This is a genomic window from Burkholderia sp. JKS000303, from assembly GCF_002563755.1.
Lineage (GTDB): Bacteria > Pseudomonadota > Gammaproteobacteria > Burkholderiales > Burkholderiaceae > Burkholderia > Burkholderia anthina_B.
On the sequence record NZ_PDBZ01000003.1, the window covers coordinates 753,610 to 775,890 of the forward strand.

Below are 22,281 nucleotides of genomic sequence, written 5' to 3' on the forward strand. Positions count from 1 at the left end.
GATCGAGCGAATGAAAACGTCATTCAAAACATTCGGATTCCTTACGTTGGAAAAGTATTCGATGATCGCATTGACGAGCGCGATCGAGACGCTGCGAATGGCGAACCAGCTTCGCGCGGCCGAGCTTTATCACTGGTGCGTTTATTCGATCGACGAACGCGCGGTGCTCGCCAGCAACGGAATCGCAGCGGGCCCGGCGCGCGTGCTGGATGGCGCGCAGCCGCTGCCGGACGTGTTGTTCGTGTGCGGCGGATGGGACGTGCGCGATGCGGTGGACGGCCGGGTGACGGCCTTGCTTCGGTCGCTGGCGGCTCGCGGCGTCACGCTGGGCGGCCTCTGCACGGGAGCTTACGCGTTGATGGCGAGCAATCTGCTCGACGGCTACCGCTGTGCGGTGCACTGGGAAGTGCTGTCGGATCTGCATGCCGAATTTCCTGACGTGCGCTTCGTCGACGATCTGTTCGCGATGGATCGCGACCGTATCACGTGCACCGGCGGCACGGCGCCGCTCGACATGATGCTGTACCTGATCGCGCGGGATCAGGGCAAGGTCATGGCCCGGAACATCTCCGAGCAGTTCTCGGTCGATTGCGTGCGGGAGGTGTCCGATCCGCAGCCGATTCCGGTTGCATCGCGGGTCGGGTTTTCGCGCGAGGAACTGGTCGAGACGGTCCGGCTGATGGAGGCCAACATCGACGAGCCGCTATCGATGCCGGAGCTGGCGCGGCTGGCCGGCGTGTCGATGCGCCATTTGCAGCGCGTCTTCAGGGATTCGCTGGATACGACGCCCTACGAGTACTACATCGGCATTCGCCTGCGGCAGGCACTCAAGCTGATCCGCTATTCGAACCTGCCGATTGCGAGCGTCACGAAACGATGCGGCTTCCAGAGCACCACGCATTTCAGCCGCGCGTTTCGCTCCTTCTTTGGCCATGCGCCAAGCCACGAACGCCGAACGGGTGATCCTGCTCCTTGAGGGCGACTCGATTCCGGTCATTTCAACGACACAACCAGGGGTACTTATGAATCGCGCAAGTTTGGCAGGGCTGGCGGCTGCGGTGTTGTTCCCGATGATGGGTAGCCATGCGCATGCCGCGGAACCGGCAACCTGCCGGAATGTCCGAATGGCGGACGTCGGCTGGAGCGACATCGCGGCAACCACCGGGATCGCCTCCACGGTGCTGTCCGCGCTCGGCTACGCGCCGTCGAAGACCATCGCGTCGGTGCCGATCACGTTTGCCGGCGTCAAGAACAAGCAGATCGACGTGTTCCTCGGCTACTGGTCGCCGTCGATGGACCCGATCATCGGGCCGTTCGTGAAGAGCGGCGCCGTGCGCGTGCTGCCCGAGCCCAACCTGCGCGGCGCCAAGTTCACGCTCGCGGTGCCCGACTATGTGTACAAGGCGGGGCTGCGCACGTTCGCGGACCTGCCGAAGTATGCGGACAAGCTGCAGAACCGCATCTACGGGATCGAGCCTGGTAACGACGGCAATCAGCTGATCGACAAGATGATCAAGTCCAACAAGGACGGCATCGGCAAGTTCAAGCTGGTCGAGTCGAGCGAGGCCGGCATGCTCGTCGAGCTGAACCGGGCGGTGCGCGACAAGCAGTGGATCGTCTTCCTCGCGTGGGAGCCGCATCCGATGAACGCACAGTACAAGATCGACTACCTGTCCGGCGGCGACGACGTGTTCGGGCCGAATTACGGCGAAGCGCGCGTCTATACGGTGGAGCCGCCCGACTATGAGGCGCGGTGCCCGAACGTCGCGAAGTTCGCGTCGAACCTGAAGTTCACCACCGACATGGAAAACCACCTGATGATCCCGATCATGGACAAACAGGATCCGAACAAGGTCGCAGCCGACTGGCTGAAGAAGAATCCGTCGGTGCTCGATAAGTGGCTGGCCGGGGTGACGACGTTCGACGGCAAGCCCGCGGGCCCTGCGGTGAACGCATACCTCGCCGCGCACTAGACGCGAGGGGAACGCTCCGCGTGGTCTCGCGAGCGTTCGTTCTCCTGCTTGTTCACGCCTGCGGGGTTTCGCGTGTATCCGCCGACGCCGGCCGTCCGAACCGTGCACGATAGTCGCGCGGCGATACACCGACCCGCTTCGCAAATGCGCGCTGCAACGCATCCACGCTGCCGAATCCCGCCTGTTGTGCGATCCGTTCGAGCGGCCAGTCGGACCGCTCCAGCAGCGCCTTCGCACGCTCGACGCGCGCGGCCAGCACGAACTGCGCAGGCGACAACCCGGTCTCCTTGACGAAGTTGCGCGAGAACGTCCGTTCGCTCATGTGCATGCGCGCGGCCAGTGCGGCTACGCCGAGATCGCCGGTCGGATCGTCGGTGATGCCGGCGAGCAACGTGCGCATCTGCGGCGTCGCGTTCGCATGAACGTCGAGCCCGACGCTGAACTGCGCCTGTCCGCCGGGGCGGTGCATGAAGAGCACGAGTTCGCGAGCGACCGCCAGTGCGGTCGGCGCACCGCAGTCCGCCTCGACGAGGGCGAGGCACAGGTCGATGCCGGCCGTCACGCCGGCCGACGTATGGAACGGCGGGTCGCTCACGTAGATCGCGTCCGGCTCGATCCGCACGTTCGGGCACAGCGCCTGCAGCGTCGAACACTGGTTCCAGTGCGTGGTCGCGCGCTTGCCGTCCAGCCATCCCCCTGCCGCGAGCACGAACGCGCCCGTGCAGATGCTCGCGATTCGCCGCGTGTGGGCGATCCGCGTGTGCAGCCACGGCAGCACGCCGGCGTCCGACGCCGCGTGCCGCAGCGCCGCTTCGCTGCCGCCGGCGACGATGAGCGTGTCGATGCGCGCGGGCAGCGCCGCGAGCGCGGTCGGGCCGGCGAGGCGCAGGCCCGCATGCGTGACGATGTCGTGGCCGTGCTGCGACGCGAGCGTCAGTCGATACGGCGCGACATGGGCGGGAAGGTGACGGTTCGCAACCGCGAACACCTCCATCGGGCCCGTGATGTCGAGCGACTGGACGCCTTCGAAGCCGACGACCACGATGTCGCGTGCCGGACAGGTTGACTGGGACATGGCTGAAAGTGCGGTGGAATTGTCCTTGTGACCGCGTGCATGATCCTTGTAATTTTCCGGACGTGCAATCGAGCGACGCGGGTGAGCGATGCGGGAACGGAAGAGAAGCGGGGTCATGCGCGCGATGGCGGCGCTGTTCGTGTGCGTGGCGTTGGGCGCCTCGGTGCCGGGGCGATCCGGGCAGGCCGTCGCGGACGGCGCGCAGCCCGTCACGCAAACGCTGACGATCGGCGCACCGAAGGACGGCCGCAAGCGGCCGCTCGTCGCGATCGTCGCGGACAACGCGGGCACGGAGACGACCGATTTCATCGTCCCGTATGCGATTCTGAAGACGTCCGGCGCAGTGGACGTGGTCGCGGTGTCGAGCGAAGCGGGTGCCGTCGACCTGATGCCCGCGCTGCGGATGCTGGCCGATACGACGTTCGACCGGTTCGACGCGAGCATGCCGTCGGGAGCCGATGTCGTGATCGTGCCCGCGCTGCACCGCGCAGACCAGCCCGCGGTGCTCGGGTGGCTGCGCCGACAGGCCGCTGCGGGCGCAACGATGGTCGCAATCTGCGATGGCGCGGAGGTACTCGCGAACGCGGGGCTGCTGCGGCAGCGCACCGCGACGTCGCACTGGTATTCGCGCGACGGGCTGCGTCGGCGTTTTACCGATACCGCGTGGGTCGACGATCGCCGCTACGTGATGGACGGCACCGTGATGACGACGACCGGCGTGTCGGCGTCGATTCCCGCGTCGCTCGCATTGGTGAGTGCGTTAGCCGGGCCGGCAGTCGCGCACGAGACGGCCACGGACGTTGGTGTGCAAGGATGGCGTGACGTTCACGACGGCAGCCGCTTCGGGTTGAGCGCGCGAGCGGTGGCCACTGCACTGACGAATCGCATGGCGTTCTGGCGGCATCAGACGTTCGATCTTCCGGTCGGGAACGATTTCGACGAATTGCCGGTAGCGTTGACCGCCGATGCATGGGCACGCACGTGGCGCAGCGATGTCGTCGCGACGGCGGATGCGCGCGTGATCGAATCGAAGCACGGGTTGCGCCTGCTGGTGCAGCCGGCCGATGCCGGGCACGCGCGCTTGACGATTCCGGACGGGCGGCGCGGCGATGCGGTGCTGCCCGGCGTGCTCGCGGACGTCGCGGCGCGTTATGGCGATGCGACGTCCGACTGGGTTGCGCTGCAACTGGAGTATCCGAAGTAGCTGGCGCCGGATTTACGCGTCGCCCGACGCGAACAGCGCTTCCCAACCCAGAAACGGCCCGAGCGGAATGATGTCCCAGTCGATGAGCCCGGCCTTCGCGAGCGGAAACGCGCGCAGCGCTTCCCGCGCGCTGTCCACCGATTCGCATTCGGCAATGATCGCGACGCCCGGGCGATCCTGACGCAGATAGATGTCGCGGACGATTCCGCGCGTCAGCAGTTGCCAGCCGTAGCGCACTTCGTCGAGCAGATGCGGTTGATACGCGGCGGGGCTGGCGCCGGGCAGCGGTACGTCGAGGCACAGCAGTTTCATGTCGATCTCCTGTCGCGGCGCGGAGCGGGCAGTGCTCCGCATGCCGATGCTTGCTGCGTCGATTGCACGCGTTACGCCGTGGCCTTGAAGCGCGCGGCCAGCTCGGCGACGCGCTGCCCCAGATGCGCGGCGGTTTCGAGGTCGCTGCCGATCGGCGACAGTTCCGGCGACACGTCGTCGGACTGCGCCATCGCGCCGAGCCACCCGCCGATCCGGTTGTGTTCGTCCGCCGTGCGTCCGGCGAACAGGTCGAGCCCGACCCAGATCATCCCGTGCTGCGCGGCGAACAGCGCCATCGTCATCAGCGAGTTGAGCTTGTCGCCGTGCTGCGCGCCGGAGTTGGTGAAGCCGGCCGCGATCTTGTTGCGCCACGTTTGAGGAATCCACGCGGCCCGCGTCGAGTCCTCCATGAACTGCTTCAGCCGTGCGCTGATCGAGCCGTTGTAGGTGGGCGAACCGAAGATGATCGCGTCGCTGGCGGCCAGCGTGTCCCACGGGATCTCGCCGTCGGCGACCGCGACGAGCCGGACGTCGGCCCCCGGTACGCGGCGAACGCCTTGTGCGACGGCTTGCGCCTGTTTTTCGGTATGTCCGTAGCCACTGTCGAAAACGATGGTTGCCAGCATGCGAGGTCCTTTGCAGTCCGTTGAGCGATGGCGCATTGTCGGCAACGCGGGTCGCAACCGGAAGTTGGGTTCGGGTTGAGTCGCCTTCAACTCGAGGTTGATAATCGGCGCAGCGGGACGGCGTACCGTTCGACGTGGTTACCGATGGAGGATGCCTTGGATTTGTCACAACGCACGCGCGCCATTCTGTCGTTCGTTCACGCGGCCGATGGCGGCAGTTTCGCGGCGGCGGGCCGCATGCTGGGCATCACGTCCGCGGCCGTCAGCAAGAACGTCGGCGGCCTCGAGAAGGCGCTCGGGGTGCGGCTGATGAACCGCACCACGCGCACGCTGAAGCTCACCGACGAAGGCAGCGCGTTTCTTCGCCAGGCGCGTATCGCGCTGGACGCGCTCGATCTGGCCGTCGACAGCGTCGTCGCGCAGCGCCTCGGCCCGCAGGGGCGGGTGCGCATCTCGACGAGCTCGGCGTTCGGCCGCGAGCAATTGCAGCCGGCGCTGCCCGGGTTGCTGGCCCGGTATCCCGGCTTGTCCGTGGAGGTGGATTTCGACGACCGGATCGCCGACGTCGTGCGCGACGGCTACGACATCGTGATACGCGGCGGCAACATTCACGACTCGGCGCTGGTGTCGCGGCCGATCTTCCGGATGAGTGCCGTGCTGGTTGCGTCACCCGCGTACCTGGCCGAACACGGCGTTCCGCGCACGCCCGCCGATCTCGGCGCGCATCGGCTGATCGCACGCCGGTTCCTCGGCGGAGAAGTGACGACGTGGGGATTCAGGGCAGGCGGCGACAGTATCGTCGCGTTCGATCCCGGCAAGTCGGCGCTGTTGACGTTCTCGGCGCCGGAGGCGGGGGTGCAGGCCGCATGCGACGGTTTGGGCATCGCGCAGGTCGGCGTGCATCTCGCGTGGCCGCACTTGCGTGCCGGGGCGCTGAAGGTGGTGCTGCGTCGCCATCACTTGCCGGGCAACTACGAGATGACGATGCAGTATCCGCATCGTGCGTTGAAGGCGCCGCGCGTGCAGGCGACCGTCGACTATCTGCTCGACGCGTTCGCCGCGAACGAGCGCCTGCATGTGCCGCTGAAGGCACTGGATGCGTACGGCGCGTGATGACTGCGGCGCGTTGCCGTTGCGGGTCGCGTTTCGTTACCCGCGGATTACGCTCAGGCCGTCGCCGTGCGGCGGGCCATCAGCCGGTTCCACAGCATCCCCGCCCGGCTCCCGCTTCGGCAATACGCGAGCACCGGCTTCGGCAGCGCATCGACCAGCGCGCCGAATGCGTCGACTTCCGCATCGCCGATGCGATCGCGTTCGACCGGCAGATAGTGCGCATCGAGCCCGAGCTCACGGGCCGCGGCTGCGATTTCGTCGAACGCCGGTTGATCGGCGTCTTCGCCGTCGGGGCGGTTGCAGACCACCGCGCGGAATCCGGCATTGCGGATCGCTTTCAGGTCTGCCACGCAGATCTGCCGCGAGGCCGTGAACCCGGTCGTTGCCGCGATCCGGCATTGTTCGATCGCGCGCTCGAAACACGCGATCGCGAAATCGACGTCCTGCTCCGTCGTGAAGCGCCCGAAGCTCACGCGCACGGTGCGGCTCGCGGCATTTGCGTCGAGACCGATCGCGGTCAGCACGTGGGACGGCGCGCCGCTCATCGAGTTGCAGGCGGACGTCGACGACACGGCCAGCGCATCGCCGAGCATGAACGGGAAGAAGCCCGGCGCGTTCACCGTCAGGCTCAACGTGTGCGGAATGCGTCGCGCCGCTGCGGCGTTGTGCGTGACGTCGCCGAGCGCGAGCAGCGCGTCCGTCAGCCGCGCGCCGAGTGCCGCGATCCGCACGGCTTCGCTCTCGAGCTTCCCGGCGGCGACTTCGCACGCGACACCCATGCCGACGATCTGATGCGTCGCGAGCGTGCCCGAGCGCAGGCCGCGCTCGTGTCCGCCGCCGTGGATCTGCGGCGCGATCTGCGCGGCGATGTCGCGGCGCACGAACAGCGCGCCGATGCCTTTTGGACCATACACTTTGTGCGCGGACATCGACATCAGGTCGATGCCGAGCGCGCGCACGTCGATCGGCGTCTTGCCGAGCGCCTGCGCGGCGTCGACGTGCAGCAGCGCGCCGGCGGCGTGCACGATGCGGGAGATCGCGCCGATGTCGGTCAGCGTGCCGAGCTCGTTGTTCACGAGCATCAGCGACACGAGGCCCGTATCGGGGCCGATCGCGGCGGCGACCGCGTCGACCGTGATCTCGCCGTCGGCGGTGGGCGACAGGTAAGTCGCCGTCATTCCGCGCTTCGACAGGTTCGCCATCGTGTCGAGGATCGCCTTGTGTTCGATGCGGCTCGTGATCATGTGGCGCTTGTCGGCCGCATTCTCCGCATAGCCCTTCAGCGCGAGGTTGTTCGACTCGGTCGCACCCGACGTCCACACGATCTCGTCGGCATCCGCACCGATCAGCGCGGCGACCTGCTCGCGTGCACGCTCGACTTTCTCCTTCGCCAGCCGGCCGGCCGCATGCGAACTCGATGCAGGATTGCCGAAGACGCCGTCGGCGCCGAGGCAGGCCGTCATCGCTTCGATCACGCGGGGATCCGCAGGGGTGGTGGCTGCGTAGTCGAGGTAGTGCAGCGGGGTCGTATCGCTCATGTCCTTCTCTGATCTTTCTCTTCTGAATGGGAGAAATGATACGAGGTCAGGCGGGGAAAAAGGATCCAAAGTTGGCTGGTGATTCAGCTTGATGTGGAATAATGTTTTGTCTATTCGGCTGTATGTGGAAATTATTTTTGTTCGGCCTGGCTGGCCACGGTGGCAGATCGTTCATGCGGACGCCCGCATGGCTGTCGGCTGCCTTGATCGGGCAGGGTGGACGATCTCAGTGCATCTCGCACCCAGGCGTGCAGCGCGTGCTCATAGTTCGCCGGGATTGTGACCGTGAGCGTGACGAGGCGCGTGTCGGTGCCTGATCGCTCGAGATACCGCTGCCAGGCCTTGCGCACGAGTTGCGACATCGCGGAGCGCGTCATGCCGAGTTCGGCGGCCAGCGCCCGCTGTGACCGGCCCTTCACGAAAATCTCGTGCAGGGCCCACTGGTTCAACGGCTTGATCCGCGTGTCCTGCATCCGCAACAGCCGGAACTGCTCGGCAGTCATGCGTCGGGGCTCGAGCATTCAGATGCGCCCCGAATTCGGAAGTGAAGAAATCAGCGCCGCACCGCATGACGTCTCGTGACCGTTGAACGCGGCGGCCCGGCCTTCGACGTTGAATTGCGGATCGCCTTGGGCGATGGTGCACGTGCCGTGGATCGGACACGAACACGTGTCGCCGACGCGCGCGACTGCGTGACCCATCACCTTGCTTGTTGCCGCGCCGGTTTCGACCTGGCCGCCGTGGGTATGGGTGTCGCCTACCCGGATGATTCCTCGCATATATGCTCCTCTGAATGATTCATGTGGCGGTTGCTTGCGTGGGCAGCGCGATCGCCGCGCCGGGTTGCATCACCACGAATAACCCTGCATGCCGTAATCGGTGTCGTATCGGCGCCCCCACCACGGCAGGTACGCATTGTTTCCGCCGCGTGCGCGGAACCAGTCCTTGGTCGGATCGATAGGCGTGAGCTTCGACGGCGGCCTGACGATTACCGCGACGGGATGCTCGGGATCGGTCGTCCCGGCGACGAGCGCGTTGCCGCCGTAGTGATTGACGCGGCCGATCGCGAGCGCCACGTTGGTCAATGCGCTACCGGTTCCCATGTCGCCAAGCAAACCGGCCGTGTTGAAGGTCTGCTTCATGTAGTCGTATTCCGGAAGGGTTTCGGTCAACGTTCGTGTGAGCGAAACAAGGCGTGACGACGATGTGTCGCTGGGTTTACCAGCGTCGTGGAAGATGTAGTTGATGTCCGGAACGGCGATGCCGGTGTTGCGAGCGGCCTGGTCGATGGCGACCTTCCACGCTTCCACGGCACGGGTGGTGCCGACCTTCCGCTCAAACGCCTGTGTATTGCCGGTTGCGGCCTTGCCAATCCACGCGAGCGGTTCGCGCTCGGTGTTGAAGTTCGGGCCGGCGAGGAACAGCACGACGAGGTTTTCGTTGATCTGGGCGTCCGTGGGCGGGAAGTTTGGTGCGTCCCAATTCATCACCCATACGGTCTTGTCTGGGTTTGCCTGCAGGTAGTCCAATGCCAGGTTCAGCGATGTAAAGCCGGCGTTCGCACCGCCTTGGGTGATGTGCACACGTGTCCATGAACGTGTCGGATTTGTTCGGACCGTCTGCGTTTGCGAAGCTGTACGGCGCATTTGCCAGCACATAGGCGTCCGCGACGCAGTGGCCGGTGCGACCCCACGGATCTTCAACATCGGGGAATGCGTCGCCGAAGAACGCCGCCGTGAGGCCGACGATGTTGCCCTGGCTGTGGCATACGACGGTGATCGGTACGTCGGCCTGCATCTGGCGGATTGACTCGATCAATTTGGCCAATCGCAAGGCCGCGAGCACGCCATACGCACGGGGCGGAGCACGATACAGCGGCCGATTGGTTGGATTGATGCCTTGCACGGTCATCCATCCCATCGTCCGATCATCCAGACCGCCATGCCAAAGATCGGGCAGGCTCGAACAGCCGTTCGTGAACGGACCACCACCCCAATAGTCCTTCTCGTTCAGAAAGATCTTGTCGCCATACTCTTTGAGTTCTTCGCCAGTGGCCCGATAACCCCACCGAAAGTGAATGACAGGCGAAAACGACGGATCCGGTTTGATGTAGTTGTCTGCCAGCAAATCCGGATTCAAGAACCCGTCCGGCGTCACGCTCTCCGTATACTTCGCCGGCGTCAATTGCCCGGCTTCGATGCCGTGATACATCAATTGATCGTCGAGCCGCCCGATCCGGCGATTGAGGCCTTTGCACAGCCCGTCCTCCGTCGCATCGAACCATTCGCCCTCCGAGTTCACGCCATGCACGAAGATGACGACACCGGGCAAGGGCATCTGCCTGACGCAGATAAGCGGTATGCCCTTCACGAACCTCGTCACCCCTTCGACGCGACCGACGATGATCGGCGGCGGTTCGGGGCGTGACTTAGGTGCGTCGGGCGTATTGACCTGAGTAGTGGGTTCGTTGGCGGGTGTGTCTGCTACCGGTCGCAGACCGGGAGGTGAATCGGTCATCCGGGCTCCTGCATGTGATTAGAGATGCTTATTGAATCTCATCGTATTGTTATAAATTCGGATTTGTTAGAAATAGAATGATTGTTTAAATAAGGGGTGAGGCTGGAAGATGTGCGGCGAAGAATATCAAACTTGCCTGATGAGATAAATGGATTTGTATTTTGAGATGATGTGATTGTTTTTGTTTTATTTTTTGAAAAGTCTTGTATTGGAGCGCGATTTTTTTTGCGAAAATCTGTTTTATTTGAATTTTTTAAATATGACGGTGATTGTTGATTGGGTTAAATTGAATGGAGATATTAAAAAGCGAGATCCGTCCCATATCGAACCGACCATTGACCCGTTGCCGTATCGACACGATCACACGCTCAAACCCGCACTGAGCCCACCGATTCGTCCCCGATTACCCGGCCGGGCAAACGCCGAATGCCCCGCGCCATATACCCGTATCGAGCATCCCAAGCAGCCGAGCACACGCGCCTACGATGTCTATGAGGGATTCCCCCGTAACCCGCGATCGAGCACCCGATCGACGCTACATCCCTTCCCGCAGCGCTTCTCCACCCGCATTCCCCGCCTGCCCGTCCCGATTATTTGCATTTCGCGAATGGCGCGTTCGCCGGTTGTTCCATACCCGATCCGCATCCACACACCTATCGTTCGGGGCGTCGGCTGATTGAATTCGACGCCTGCAACCGGAAAGGCGGCCGTCACATCCTCGCGGCTCACGTCGCATCGCATACAAAAAACATCGGAACCGGCTCACGCACGTACGCCCCGGCGCGCGCAGGGGGGCCAATCCACGGAGACAGACATGAAATCAAACGAGTGGGATACCGCCTACGAGTGGAAAGCGGTGACGCTGCTGGCGCTCGGCTTCGGCCTGGTCGGCCTCGACCGCTGGCTCATCGCGCCGCTGTTCCCTTCGATCATGAAGGATCTGCACCTGACCGCGCAGGACGTCGGCAACTGCATCGGCGTGCTCGGCCTGTCGTGGGGGATTTTCGCGGCGCTGATGGGCGGTATCTCCGACAAGATCGGCCGCCGCAAGGTGCTGATTCCGGCGATCGTCGCGTTCTCGCTGCTGTCGGGCTTCTCGGGGCTTGCGGGCGGCCTGCTCGGTCTGATCGCGATCCGCGGGCTGATGGGCGTCGCGGAGGGCTCGTTCTGCCCGACGAGCTTCGCGGCGACGGCCGACGCGTCGCATCCGCGGCGGCGCGGGCTGAACCTCGGGCTGCAGCAAAGCGGCTTCGCGCTGTTCGGGCTCGCACTGTCGCCGATCATCGCGACGCAGCTGCTCAACTTCGTGTCGTGGCGCTGGGTGTTCGCGCTCGTCGCTGTCCCGGGCCTGATCCTCGGCGCGATCATGTTCTTCGTCATCCGCGAGCCGAAGCGCACGAAGGAGGTCGCGTCGGAACACGCGCCGGCCTCGCTCGGCCACGTGCTCAAGAGCCGCAACATCCTCGTCGCGATGGCCGCGCTGTGCTGCGCGATGACGGGCGTGTTCGTGCTCGGCGCGCTGCTGCCGCTGTACCTGACCGACTACCTCGCGCTCGGCACGCAGAAGATGGGCCTCGTGGTGTCGGCGATCGGCTTCGGCGGCTTTCTCGGGCAGTTCGGGTTGCCGGGCCTGTCCGACCTGGTCGGGCGTCGCATCGCGAGCATCGTCGGTTTCGCCGGCACGGCGGTGATGCTCTACATTTTCCGAGGCCTCGGCCCGCAGCCGGTCGTGCTGTTCGCTGTCCTGTTCGTCGCGTCGTTCTTCACGCTCGGCCTGGTCTCGCTGCTGTCCGGCCCGGTGGCGACCGAAGCCGCCCCCATCGGCCTCGTGTCGACGTCGATCGGCGCGGTGGTCGGCGTGGGCGAAATCTTCGGCGGCGGCATCGCGCCGGCGATGGGCGGCTACGTCGCCGCGCACTTCGGGATCCAGAACATCCTGTGGCTGCCGATGTGCGCGGTGATGCTCGGCATCGTGGTCAGCATGCTGCTGCGCGAAACCGCACCCGCCGTGCTGCAGCGCCGCGTAGCCGTGCAACCGGAGCTGACGGCGGGCAAGCAGCCGTAATGCGCTGCGCAGCCATACCGCGCCCGGCGCCCTGTGAGATTGACACCCGTCAGGTGACACAGTGACGCTTTTCGCATGACCCAACCGGCCGGCAGGTGCGGTTAGACTGCCAGTTTCGCTTTCGGGAAGGGCGCGGTATGGACCGGTTTCTGAGCATCGAGGCATTCGTCAGGGTCGCGGAGGCGAGCAGTTTTGCGGAAGCCGCGCGACAGCTCGGCGTGACCAGTTCGGTGGTGACGAACCGCATCCAGCAACTGGAGAAGTTCGTCAACGCGCCGCTGTTCCATCGCAGTACGCGCCATGTTCGGCTGTCCGAAGTGGGCGAGACCTTCTACCGCGAGTGCGCCGAGGTCGTGGGGCGCGTCAACGAACTGACGGACCAGATGCGCGAGCTGCGCGCGACCCCCACCGGGCGGCTGCGCATCCAGATGCTGCCCGGCTTCGCGCTCGATCACTTCGGCGTACCGCTCGCCGAATTCCATCGCCGCTACCCGGGCATCCAGCTCGACATCATCGTCAATGACCGTGTCGTGGACCCTGTCGAAGAAGGGTTCGACATCGCGTTCCAGATCTTTCCGCCGATATCCGAATCGCTGATCGAGCGGCGCCTGTTCGTCGTGCGTCGCCTCTTCTGCGCGGCGCCCGCCTACCTCGAAGCGCATGGTGCGCCACAACATCCGCGCGAATTGCTGCAGCACACCACGGCGCTGTATTCGGGCTATCCGTCGCGCAATCGCTGGACGATGACGCGCGGCGACGAGGTCGTCGAAATGGAGTTGCCGGGCATGATCCGCTCGAACTCCGTGCACCTGCTGCGCGAGTACGCGCTGACGGGCGGCGGTGTCGTGTGCCTGCCCACGCTGGTCGCGAGCGACGCGCTCGTCGCGGGCCGGCTCGTGCCCATCCTCACCGACTTCGAGATCGCGCCGCTGAGCTTCGCCGCCGTTTATCCCGCAACGCAGCGACAGGCGTTGAAGGTGAAGGCACTGGTCGAATTCCTCGTCGAATACATCGGCGACGAGTCGCCGTGGGATCGTCCGTTGCTGGAGCGCGGCTGGGTCCGCTGACCCGGCGATTATTCGCGAAACGCAAATGCCGTAGTCGCGGTCCGTTACCTTGTTGAGGGGCGCCCTCGCCCCTAAAGTTGAATCCAACAAGCGGTTCAACTCAGGAGACAAGCAATGACCGACACGGCATTCCACACCGTCTTTGGTTCGCTCGACGGCTACACGAAGGGCGAGATCGAAATCACCAGCGGCAGTGCGCAGCACTACGCGTTCTCGAACGTCTTCGAGGTGGCATCGAAGTCCGCCCCCTACGAAAAAGTCGTCGCCGGAAAAAACCTCGAATACGTCATCGAAGTGTTGCGCACCGACGGCCAGTCGCCGTGGTTTGCCTGCGCGCACGACGAGTTCGCGATCCAGATGGATGGCGAAGTCCGCATCGACTTCATCAAGCTCGACAATCCGCCGACCACCGGCCGCGGCACCGTGAGCGCCGGCACGCAGCCGGTCGGCCGCGAGATGGGCTACGTCGTGCTGCGCAAGGGGCACCAGGCGCTGCTGCCGGCCGGCTGCGCGTATCGCTTCGCCGCCGGCACGCCGGGCGTCGCGCTCGTGCAGACCGTGCTCGGCGAGCTGTCCGTCGAGAAGTGGGCCGATATCTGCCTGCACTGATCGTTTCGATCGCCCTCATTCGAACATTCCAGGAGACACGTTATGGCCACTCTCGACACCCTCGATCATCCCGCGAGCTTTGCAGCCGATCTCGTCCAGGTCACGCAACCCGATGCCGTGACCGGTTACTGCCGCTTCCAGCTCGGCGCGTTCGAATTCCAGCGCGACGAGTATTTCGTGAAGATCTGCTGGCCGGCAAAAGGCCAGACCCGCACCCATGCGATACCCGCCGACGCCTTCCTGCGCGCGATGATGCGCGACGTGGCATGGGGCTTCTTCTACGGCTGGGTGAATTTCGATCACGTGTTCGGCACGCGCAATCACTACGGCAAGGTCGACATGTATGCGGGCACGTTCAACGGCATCCTGAAGGATGCCGGCGTCGACTACACGGAGACGTTCGACACGCCGACCATCATGGCGACCTTCAAGGCCATGCTGCACGACTGGACCAACGAAGGCTTCGATCCGTTCGCGGCGCCCGAGGAAACGGGCTCGGCATTCGGGCGCAAGCATGGCGAGAACGGCTCGGCGATCGAGCGCACGCGCATCGCGACGCGTCGCATGCCGGGCCTCGAAGGCGACTCGCCGCTGCGCGACGAGCTGCCGGTCAACCGCGCTTTCCTCGATGTCGCGCAGGACGAGCCGGAAGTGCATGCCGCGCCGGGTTTCGAAGGCGAGCTGCATGCGTTCAACCTGTTCAAGTACCTGTCGCGTTCGGACGTCACGTGGAATCCGTCGGTCACCTCCGTGTGCGGCCGCAGCCTGTTCTGCCCGACCACCGAGGAATTTATCCTGCCGGTGTTCCATGGCAACGACCGCGTCGAGTGGTTCCTGCAGCTGTCCGACGAAATCGTGTGGGACATCGGCGACAAGAACACCGGCGCGCCGCGTGCGCGCATCACGATGCGGGCCGGCGACATCTGCGCGATGCCCGCCGACATCCGGCATCAGGGCTATTCGACGAAGCGCTCGATGCTGCTGGTCTGGGAAAACGCGACGCCGGACCTTCCGCAGCGATACGAGAGCGGCCAGCTTGCGCCGTATCCGATCGAGTTCTAAGCAGCGCTTCAGCAAAAAATCGAGGACGATTCATGCAAACCCAACTCTTCATCGACGGGCGCTTCGTTGACGCCGTCGACCGCGGCACGATCGACGTGCTCAATCCGCACGACGGCTCGCTGATCACGAAAATCGCCGCCGCCACCGCGGCGGACGTGGACCTGGCCGTCGAAGCCGCCACCCGCGCGTTTCCGAAATGGTCGGCCATGCCGGCGGCCGAGCGCGGTCGGCTGCTGCTGCGCCTCGCCGACGCGATCGAGGCCAATGCCGAGGAACTCGCGCAGCTCGAATCGCTCGACACCGGCCATCCGATCCGCGATTCGCGTTCGCTCGACGTGCCGCGCACGGCCGGCTGCTTCCGCTACTTCGGCGGGATGGCTGACAAGCTGCAGGGCTCGGTGATTCCGGTTGAAACCGGCTTCCTGAACTATGTGCAGCGCGCGCCGATCGGCGTCGTCGGCCAGATCGTGCCGTGGAATTTCCCGCTGATGTTCACGAGCTGGAAGATGGGCCCGGCGCTGGCCGCGGGCAACACCGTGGTGCTCAAGCCGTCGGAAATCACGCCGCTGTCGACGTTGCGCATCGTCGAGCTGATGGCGGAGGTCGGCTTCCCGGCCGGTGTCGTCAACATCGTCCCCGGTTATGGGCACACGGCCGGCCAGCGGCTCGCCGAACATCCCGGCGTCGGCAAGATCGCGTTCACGGGGTCGACCGCGACGGGCCGCCGGATCGTCGAAGCATCGCAGGGCAACCTGAAGCGCGTGCAGCTCGAGCTGGGCGGCAAGGGCGCCAACATCGTGTTCGACGATGCGAACCTCGACGCGGCCATCAACGGCGCCGCATGGGCGATCTTCCACAACCAGGGGCAGGCGTGCATCGCGGGCTCGCGTCTCGTGCTGCACGAGCGCATCGCCGATGAATTCCTCGAGCGCTTCGTGTCGCTGGCTTCGTCGATCCGTGTCGGCAACCCGCTGGACCCGAACACCGAGATGGGCCCGCTGACGTCGAAGCAGCACCTCGACCGCGTGCTGTCGTTCGTCGACGTCGCGCGCGAGCAGGGCGGCCGTGTGCTCGCCGGCGGCAGCGCGCCGCAGGACGCGGCACTCGCCAACGGCTACTACGTGCGCCCGACCGTGATCGAAGCGAAGAGCTCGGCCGATCGCGTCGCGCAGGAGGAAGTGTTCGGCCCGTTCGTCACCGTGCTGCGCTTCGGCAGCGACGAGGAAGCGCTGTCGATCGCCAATGCGACCGAATACGGGCTCGGCAGCGGCCTGTGGACCAACGATCTTTCCCGCGCACACCGGATGGCGTCGCAGATCGACGCGGGCATGTGCTGGATCAACTGCTACAAGCGCGTGAATCCGGGCAGCCCGTTCGGCGGCGTCGGGAAGTCGGGCTACGGCCGCGAGATGGGCTTCGAGGCGATGCACGACTACACGGAAGCGCGTTCGGTGTGGGTCAACGTCGACGGCAAGGTGCCGCCGCACTTCAAGCGTTGAGGCTGCGATGGAGCGCTTCGTCTATCAGGGAACGCCTTCGCGCGTCGTATTCGAATGGGGCGCGCTCGAACGTCTGCCCGACGAGCTGTCCACGCTCGGCGCGCAGCGGGCGCTGATCCTGTCGACGCCCGAGCAGCAGGCGCTCGCCGAACGCGTGAGGGACGTGCTCGGCGAGCGGGCCGCCGGCGTGTGCGCGCAGGCCGTGATGCACGTGCCGGTCGAGGTTGCACGCGCCGCACGCGAGACGGCCGCCGAGCTGGGCGCGGATTGCTGCATCGCGATCGGCGGCGGCTCGACGATCGGGCTCGGCAAGGCGATCGCGCTCGAATCGTCGTTGCCGATCCTTGCCGTGCCGACGACGTATGCGGGCTCGGAGATGACGCCGATCTTCGGGATCACGGAGGGGCGGCTCAAGCGCACCGGGCGCGACGCGCGCGTGCTGCCGCGCACCGTGCTGTACGACCCGTCGCTGACGGTGTCGCTGCCGCCGGCGATCTCGGCCGCTTCGGGCGTCAATGCGATGGCGCACGCGGTCGAAGCGCTCTATGCGGAAGATGCGAACCCGGTGATCAGTCTGATGGCCGAGGAATCGATTCGCGCGCTCGGCGAAGCGCTGCCCGGCGTGGTTCGCGAACCGGCGGACCGGGAAATGCGCAGCCGTGCGCTGTACGGCGCGTGGCTGGCGGGCACCTGTCTCGGCGCAGTCGGCATGGCGCTGCACCACAAGCTCTGCCATACGCTCGGCGGCACCTTCAACCTGCCGCATGCGCAGACGCACGCCGCGATGTTGCCGCATACCGCCCACTACAACCATGCCGCGGCGCCCGACGCGCTGCGACGTGTCGCACGGGCGCTGGGCGGCACCGACGCGGCCGACGCCGGCCCGCTGCTGTTCAGGCTGAATCGGCAGCTCGGCATTGCGCCGGCGCTCGCCGACATCGGGATGCCGGAAGCAGGCCTCGACGAAGCCGCGGACCTCGCATGCCGGAACCCGTACGCGAACCCGCGGCCGATCGAGCGTGCAGCGATTCGCGAATTGCTTCAGCATGCGTGGGAAGGGCGCGAGCCGCATTGAGCGGCCGGCTGGATCCAAGGAGACGAACGTGACGAATGATCATCAAGACGGCGACACCCGGCTGACCGAACAGGTCGTCGCCAGCTTCGACGGTACGCCGAACCCGCGCCTGCGCGTGCTGATGCAGAGCCTCGTGCGGCATCTTCATGCGTTCGTTCGCGAGACCGAGCTGACGGAAGCCGAATGGATGGAAGCGATTCGCTTCCTGACCGAAACCGGGCAGATGTGCGACGACGTCGTGCGACAGGAATTCATTCTGTTGTCCGACACGCTCGGGGTGTCGATGCTGGTCGATGCGATCAACCATCGCTTCGCCACCGGCGCGACGGAAACGACGGTATTCGGCCCGTTCTACATCAAGGGCATGCCCGATCGCGCGTATGGCGAGAACATGGCGTTCACGCCCGGCACGCCGGTCGTCGTGCACGGCCGGGTGCTCACCACCGACGGCGCGCCCGTGGCGGAGGCCGTGCTCGACGTGTGGCAGACCGCGGACAACGGCATGTATTCGGGGCAGGACACCGAACAGCCTCACGGCAACCTGCGCGGGCGCTACCGGACCGATGCCGAAGGCCGGTACGCGATCACGACGATTCTGCCGGTCAGCTATCCGATTCCGACCGACGGCCCGGTCGGCAGGATGCTCGACGCCACCGGCCGTCATCCGTGGCGGCCCGCGCATCTGCATTTCATGATCGACGCGCCCGGCTATCGCACGCTCGTCACGCATCTTTTCGATGAAGACGACGAATACCTGAAATCGGATGCCGTCTTCGGCGTGAAGCCGTCGCTGATGGTCGCGTATCGCCCGCGCGCCGCGGATGAAGGGATCGCTCGCCACGTCGGCCTGAACGGCCCGTATCGCGAAGCGACGTACGACTTCGTGCTCGACCGGAGCTGATCGACATGGCGCGCTTTTTTGCGGTGTTCGCCACCGACCAGCCCGGGATGCGCGAGGTGCGCGACCGCGTGCGGCCCACGCACCGGACCTACCTGCGTTCCGCCGCGCAGCACGGCGTGTATGTGCGGCTCGGCGGCCCGACGCTCGATCCGCAGGGCGATGCGATGAACGGCACGTTGCTCGTCGTCGAGGCGGACGACATCGACGCCGTGATGCAGTTCGTCGGCAACGATCCGTACGTGAAGGAGGGGCTGTTCTCGCGTGTCGAGGTGCGTCCGTGGGACTGGAGCCTCGGCAACCCCGAACGGAGAGTGTGAGTCATGGATGCCACGCAACTCTGTCGCTTCTCCGACGTGCCCGATGGCGGGGCACGGGTCGTCGACGAAGCGTGCATCGGACGCCCCGTCGTCGTCGTGCGGCGCGGTGAGCAGGTGTGGGCGTACGTGAATCGTTGCCCGCATTTCTCGGTGCCGCTCGATTTCATTCCGGGCAACGTGTCCTGCTATCGGTCGCAGGTGCTGATGTGCGCGCATCACAGCGCGCTGTTCCGGTTCGACGATGGCGTGTGTATCGACGGGCCGTGTTCGGGAGCCGGGCTGGAAGCCGTGGCCGTCGAGGTGGACTCGGCCGCGTGGGTGGTGTGTCGACGCGCCTGAATCGGTAGACGGGGCGATCGCCCCGGGTTGGATGAAATCGGGAATCGGCGGGATTTCATCCATTCAATTGGATCAGTATTACTAAATAAGTTTCAGTGTGCCGGCCGGGATGAAATTCTGATCCGGGCAGGGGAAGGTGTTGTTTCTCGAAGCACCGGGCGAGTGCTCGCGACATGGCGGGTGTCCGCCCGAATTTCAAAAAATAGACGGAGACAAAATGAAACTGAGGTTTGGCGTATTCGCGATGGTCGCCATCGCGCAGGGTGCGTACGCGCAGAGCAGCGTGACCATGTTCGGTCTGATCGACAGCGGCATTTCGTATGTCAGCAACGAGGGCGGAGGGAAGAACGTCAAGTTCGACGACGGCATCTTCACGCCGAACCTGTTCGGCTTGCGCGGCACGGAAGATCTCAGCGGCGGATATCGCGCGACGTTCGCGCTCGTGAACCAGTTCTCGATGGCGAACGGCAGCATCGTCGGCACCGGCCTCTTCGGGCGTAACGCATACGTGGGCATCGAAAGCGACCGGTTCGGCAGCATCCGGCTCGGCAATCAGTACGACTTCATGGTGGATTCCCTCTTTGCGAAGGACAATGAAATCGCGATGGATCTCACGGGGCTGTACGGCTTTCGCAACGGCCCGTTCCAGCGCCTCGCGCTTCCGGACAACCCGACCGGCGCGTTCGACTGGGACCGCACGGCAGGCAGCAAGCCGGTCGCGAATTCGGTCAAGTACAGCTCGCCGACGATTGCGGGGTTGTCGGGCGGCGTGATGTATGCGTTCGGCGGCGTGGCCGGGTCAGTCGGTGCGGACAATACCGTGAGCGCCGGATTGAACTACGAGCTTGGCGCGTTCGGCATCGGCGCGGCCTATACGAACGAGAAGTACGGGCCCGCGCCGGGCACGCCGTCGACCAGCGTGCGCAACTGGGGCGTCGGGATGCACTATGACTTCGGGGCCGTGACCGCGAAGGCGTTGCTGACCACCGTGCACAATTCGTTCAACGGTGCCGGGGTGTGGATGGCCGAAGCCGGCGGCCTCTGGCGCATCAGGCCGGACGTCTTTTTCGGCGCGAAGTACATGTACATGAAGGGCAACGAAGCCGTGAACGACAACCACGCGCATCAGGTCAGCGTCGCGCTTCAATACCTGTTCACCAAGCGGACGATGGTTTATGTGTCGGCGGACTATCAACGCGCGAACAGCGGCGCGAATGCGCAGATCAACGGCGTGCTCGATCCGAACGGGGCGTCGAGTTCGGCGAGCCAGGCGGTCGCGCGGATCGGGTTGCACACGATGTTCTGATCGAGCGCTGCGTGGCCGGTGTGCAGACGGCGGCAGGCGGAACTTGCGTTCGGCCTGCCGCCGTTCGAATTACGACCCGGCCGTTGCGGCGGCTTCCTTGGCCTTGTCCTGCTCTGCCGCCAGCGCTGCATCGGCCGCCTGTGCGCGCTGGATGGCCGGGCGGGCGAAGACGCGATCGATATAGGCTCGAATGAGCGGCGTCTCGGGCACCAGCTTGAACATCGTGGTCCAGTTCAGTGCCGAGGCCCACAACACATCAGCCGCCGTAAAGCGCTCGCCCAGCAGATAGGGGCCGTCGGCCAGTTGCGCGGCGAGCGCGTTGACGACGGCATCGAAGTCGCCATAGGGCGATGTCGAGTATGCCGCTGGCGCGCGGTTCATCGAACGATCGACGAGCGCCGGCTCGAAGCACGAACCGTAGAACGTCATCCAGCGCAGATAGGGGCCGCGCAGCACGTCGCCGGGCGCCGGCGACAGGCCGGCTTCCGGATACAGTTCGGCCGCGTACAGGTAGACGGCGGCCTGCTCGGTGACGATCGCGTCGCCGTGGCGCAGGGCGGGAACCTTGCCTAGCGGATTGATCGCGAGGTAGTCGGGGTCGTGATGTTTGCCGGTGGAGAGATCGAATGCGTGCAGCTCATAGTCGGCGCCCAGTTCCTCGAGCAGCATGCGGGCGCCGGCCGATCGGCTGCGCGGGGAGTGGTACAGGGTCAGGTGACGGTCTTGCGGCATGTTGATGGCTCCGGTATGCGGTCGGCGGCAGGAATTCAAATGTAGGGCGTTCGCGTAGCGCTGTCTTGGAAAAATCCGCTGCGGCGGTGCATCATCACGCAATCCTCTTCCTGGTTCGTCACCATGGCCGACTTGCGTAACGTGACCGACACGCCCAAAGGCGTCGTCGGCCCGAAAGCCTTCAATCAGCGGTTTCGCCTGAATCGCTATCATCCGTGTGCCGAGCTGGCCGGTGTGCTGGATCACCACTGGATCGTCGAATGGGATCTGCGCGACCAGCCGCCGTATGTGCAGCGCACGCTGCCGTATCCGTGCGTGAATCTCGTGTTCGATCGGCGGCGGACGGGCGTTTTCGGGGTGGTGTCGGGGGCGTTCGAGACGACGTTGGCCGGGACAGGGACGGTGATCGGGTTGCGCTTTCGGCCGGGCGCGTTTCGGGCGTTCTTCGGCAAGCCGGTGCATTTGGTGACCGACAAGGTGTTGCCGGTGTCGACGCTGCTCGACTGTGACGATGCGCAAGCCGAGGACGCCGTGCTCGGTGCCGGGGATGACGCCGGGATGGTCGCGGCGGCGGAGGCGTTGCTGTTGCGCGTGCTGCCGCCGGCCGATCCGCAGGTCGAGCGGATTCATGGCATGTTGCAGATGCTGCAGCAGGATATCGGGCTGACGCAGGTGCGGGATCTGGCCGAGCGTGCGGGGTTGAGCGAGCGCACGCTGCAGCAGCTCTTTTCCAATTACGTGGGCGTGACGCCGAAGTGGGTGATCTGCCGATACCGGTTGCACGAGGCCGCGGACAAGCTTGCGGGCGGCGAGCCGGTCGATCTCGCGGAACTGGCGCATGCGTTGGGGTACTTCGATCAGGCGCATTTCACTCGCGATTTTCGCAAGCTGGTGGGGAAGGCGCCGGCGGAGTATCGGCGGGAGGATGGGCAGGGATGAGGGGCCGGATTG

23 protein-coding genes and 2 pseudogenes are annotated in these 22,281 nt (G+C 65.2%); 16 read left to right on the forward strand and 9 right to left on the reverse strand.

Features of this window, described 5'->3' with window-relative positions:
• Window positions 1–10: 10 nt before the first annotated feature.
• Together BX604_RS31350 and BX604_RS31355 are read left to right on the forward strand one after the other, a co-directional pair.
• On the forward strand, window positions 11–976 hold the full coding sequence (locus BX604_RS31350; RefSeq protein WP_098554681.1) for a GlxA family transcriptional regulator: 966 nt from the start codon (window positions 11–13) through the stop codon (window positions 974–976).
• 94 nt (window positions 977–1,070) lie between these two features.
• Window positions 1,071–1,973, forward strand: a complete 903-nt coding sequence (locus tag BX604_RS31355) for a choline ABC transporter substrate-binding protein (protein WP_244109181.1) — start codon at window positions 1,071–1,073, stop codon at window positions 1,971–1,973.
• Between the two features lie 52 nt (window positions 1,974–2,025).
• Here the strand turns inward: BX604_RS31355 and BX604_RS31360 are convergent, their stop codons facing one another.
• Window positions 2,026–3,048, reverse strand: coding sequence for a GlxA family transcriptional regulator (locus tag BX604_RS31360; protein WP_098554683.1), 1,023 nt, complete (start codon window positions 3,046–3,048; stop codon window positions 2,026–2,028).
• An 88-nt stretch (window positions 3,049–3,136) separates the two neighbouring features.
• Between BX604_RS31360 and BX604_RS31365 the strand changes: the two genes are divergently transcribed.
• Complete coding sequence (locus tag BX604_RS31365) at window positions 3,137–4,252, forward strand: DJ-1/PfpI family protein (RefSeq protein ID WP_098554684.1); 1,116 nt, start codon at window positions 3,137–3,139, stop codon at window positions 4,250–4,252.
• A 12-nt stretch (window positions 4,253–4,264) separates the two neighbouring features.
• Here the strand turns inward: BX604_RS31365 and BX604_RS31370 are convergent, their stop codons facing one another.
• Together BX604_RS31370 and BX604_RS31375 are read right to left on the reverse strand one after the other, a co-directional pair.
• Window positions 4,265–4,564: a superoxide dismutase gene (locus BX604_RS31370; protein WP_098555163.1), complete on the reverse strand. Its 300-nt coding sequence runs from the start codon at window positions 4,562–4,564 to the stop codon at window positions 4,265–4,267.
• Window positions 4,565–4,635: 71 nt separating this feature from the next.
• Entirely contained in the window at window positions 4,636–5,190 is a 555-nt protein-coding gene (locus tag BX604_RS31375; protein WP_098554685.1) for a flavodoxin family protein, read from the reverse strand.
• Between the two features lie 156 nt (window positions 5,191–5,346).
• Here BX604_RS31375 and BX604_RS31380 point away from each other — a divergent pair, with 156 nt between their 5' ends.
• Window positions 5,347–6,303 (forward strand): LysR family transcriptional regulator, encoded by a 957-nt coding sequence (locus tag BX604_RS31380; protein ID WP_098555165.1) that lies wholly within the window; start codon window positions 5,347–5,349, stop codon window positions 6,301–6,303.
• 53 nt (window positions 6,304–6,356) lie between these two features.
• Here the strand turns inward: BX604_RS31380 and BX604_RS31385 are convergent, their stop codons facing one another.
• The 5 genes and pseudogenes from BX604_RS31385 to BX604_RS31405 all read right to left on the reverse strand — a co-directional run.
• Window positions 6,357–7,841, reverse strand: a complete 1,485-nt coding sequence (locus tag BX604_RS31385; RefSeq protein ID WP_098554686.1) for an aminotransferase class V-fold PLP-dependent enzyme — start codon at window positions 7,839–7,841, stop codon at window positions 6,357–6,359.
• Between the two features lie 131 nt (window positions 7,842–7,972).
• Window positions 7,973–8,344: a TrfB-related DNA-binding protein gene (locus tag BX604_RS31390; RefSeq protein ID WP_098555168.1), complete on the reverse strand. Its 372-nt coding sequence runs from the start codon at window positions 8,342–8,344 to the stop codon at window positions 7,973–7,975.
• A gap of 18 nt (window positions 8,345–8,362) precedes the next feature.
• Window positions 8,363–8,620 carry a PAAR domain-containing protein gene (locus tag BX604_RS31395; RefSeq protein ID WP_098554687.1) on the reverse strand — a complete coding sequence of 86 codons (258 nt, stop codon included), beginning with the start codon at window positions 8,618–8,620 and terminating at the stop codon, window positions 8,363–8,365.
• 69 nt (window positions 8,621–8,689) lie between these two features.
• Window positions 8,690–9,421 (reverse strand): annotated as a pseudogene (locus BX604_RS31400) (virulence factor); the annotation flags it as partial.
• Window positions 9,422–9,458: 37 nt separating this feature from the next.
• Window positions 9,459–10,358 (reverse strand): annotated as a pseudogene (locus tag BX604_RS31405) (T6SS effector phospholipase Tle3 domain-containing protein); the annotation flags it as partial.
• 175 nt (window positions 10,359–10,533) lie between these two features.
• Between BX604_RS31405 and BX604_RS39200 the strand changes: the two are divergent.
• From BX604_RS39200 to BX604_RS31455, 11 genes are all read left to right on the forward strand, one after another.
• On the forward strand, window positions 10,534–11,034 hold the full coding sequence (locus BX604_RS39200) for a hypothetical protein (RefSeq protein ID WP_179894928.1): 501 nt from the start codon (window positions 10,534–10,536) through the stop codon (window positions 11,032–11,034).
• A gap of 138 nt (window positions 11,035–11,172) precedes the next feature.
• Window positions 11,173–12,423, forward strand: a complete 1,251-nt coding sequence (locus tag BX604_RS31410; RefSeq protein WP_098554689.1) for an MFS transporter — start codon at window positions 11,173–11,175, stop codon at window positions 12,421–12,423.
• 137 nt (window positions 12,424–12,560) lie between these two features.
• Window positions 12,561–13,490: a LysR family transcriptional regulator gene (locus BX604_RS31415; protein ID WP_098554690.1), complete on the forward strand. Its 930-nt coding sequence runs from the start codon at window positions 12,561–12,563 to the stop codon at window positions 13,488–13,490.
• Between the two features lie 114 nt (window positions 13,491–13,604).
• Window positions 13,605–14,099, forward strand: a complete 495-nt coding sequence (locus BX604_RS31420) for a hydroxyquinol 1,2-dioxygenase (RefSeq protein ID WP_098554691.1) — start codon at window positions 13,605–13,607, stop codon at window positions 14,097–14,099.
• Window positions 14,100–14,141: 42 nt separating this feature from the next.
• Complete coding sequence (locus BX604_RS31425) at window positions 14,142–15,161, forward strand: hydroxyquinol 1,2-dioxygenase (RefSeq protein WP_098554692.1); 1,020 nt, start codon at window positions 14,142–14,144, stop codon at window positions 15,159–15,161.
• Between the two features lie 32 nt (window positions 15,162–15,193).
• Complete coding sequence (locus BX604_RS31430) at window positions 15,194–16,660, forward strand: aldehyde dehydrogenase family protein (RefSeq protein ID WP_098554693.1); 1,467 nt, start codon at window positions 15,194–15,196, stop codon at window positions 16,658–16,660.
• A gap of 7 nt (window positions 16,661–16,667) precedes the next feature.
• Window positions 16,668–17,735 (forward strand): maleylacetate reductase, encoded by a 1,068-nt coding sequence (locus BX604_RS31435; protein ID WP_098554694.1) that lies wholly within the window; start codon window positions 16,668–16,670, stop codon window positions 17,733–17,735.
• Between the two features lie 28 nt (window positions 17,736–17,763).
• Window positions 17,764–18,636, forward strand: a complete 873-nt coding sequence (locus tag BX604_RS31440; protein ID WP_098555171.1) for an intradiol ring-cleavage dioxygenase — start codon at window positions 17,764–17,766, stop codon at window positions 18,634–18,636.
• 5 nt (window positions 18,637–18,641) lie between these two features.
• The gene (locus BX604_RS31445) at window positions 18,642–18,953 is read left to right on the forward strand and encodes a YciI family protein (RefSeq protein ID WP_098554695.1); all 312 of its coding nucleotides are present in this window, start codon (window positions 18,642–18,644) and stop codon (window positions 18,951–18,953) included.
• Window positions 18,954–18,956: 3 nt separating this feature from the next.
• Entirely contained in the window at window positions 18,957–19,292 is a 336-nt protein-coding gene (locus tag BX604_RS31450; RefSeq protein ID WP_098554696.1) for a Rieske (2Fe-2S) protein, read from the forward strand.
• A gap of 217 nt (window positions 19,293–19,509) precedes the next feature.
• Complete coding sequence (locus tag BX604_RS31455) at window positions 19,510–20,598, forward strand: porin (protein ID WP_098554697.1); 1,089 nt, start codon at window positions 19,510–19,512, stop codon at window positions 20,596–20,598.
• Window positions 20,599–20,667: 69 nt separating this feature from the next.
• On the opposite strand, the gene BX604_RS31460 is transcribed toward BX604_RS31455, so the two are convergent.
• Window positions 20,668–21,330: a glutathione S-transferase family protein gene (locus tag BX604_RS31460; RefSeq protein ID WP_098554698.1), complete on the reverse strand. Its 663-nt coding sequence runs from the start codon at window positions 21,328–21,330 to the stop codon at window positions 20,668–20,670.
• 123 nt (window positions 21,331–21,453) lie between these two features.
• Between BX604_RS31460 and BX604_RS31465 the strand changes: the two genes are divergently transcribed.
• Complete coding sequence (locus BX604_RS31465) at window positions 21,454–22,269, forward strand: helix-turn-helix domain-containing protein (protein ID WP_098554699.1); 816 nt, start codon at window positions 21,454–21,456, stop codon at window positions 22,267–22,269.
• Window positions 22,270–22,281 lie beyond the last annotated feature (12 nt).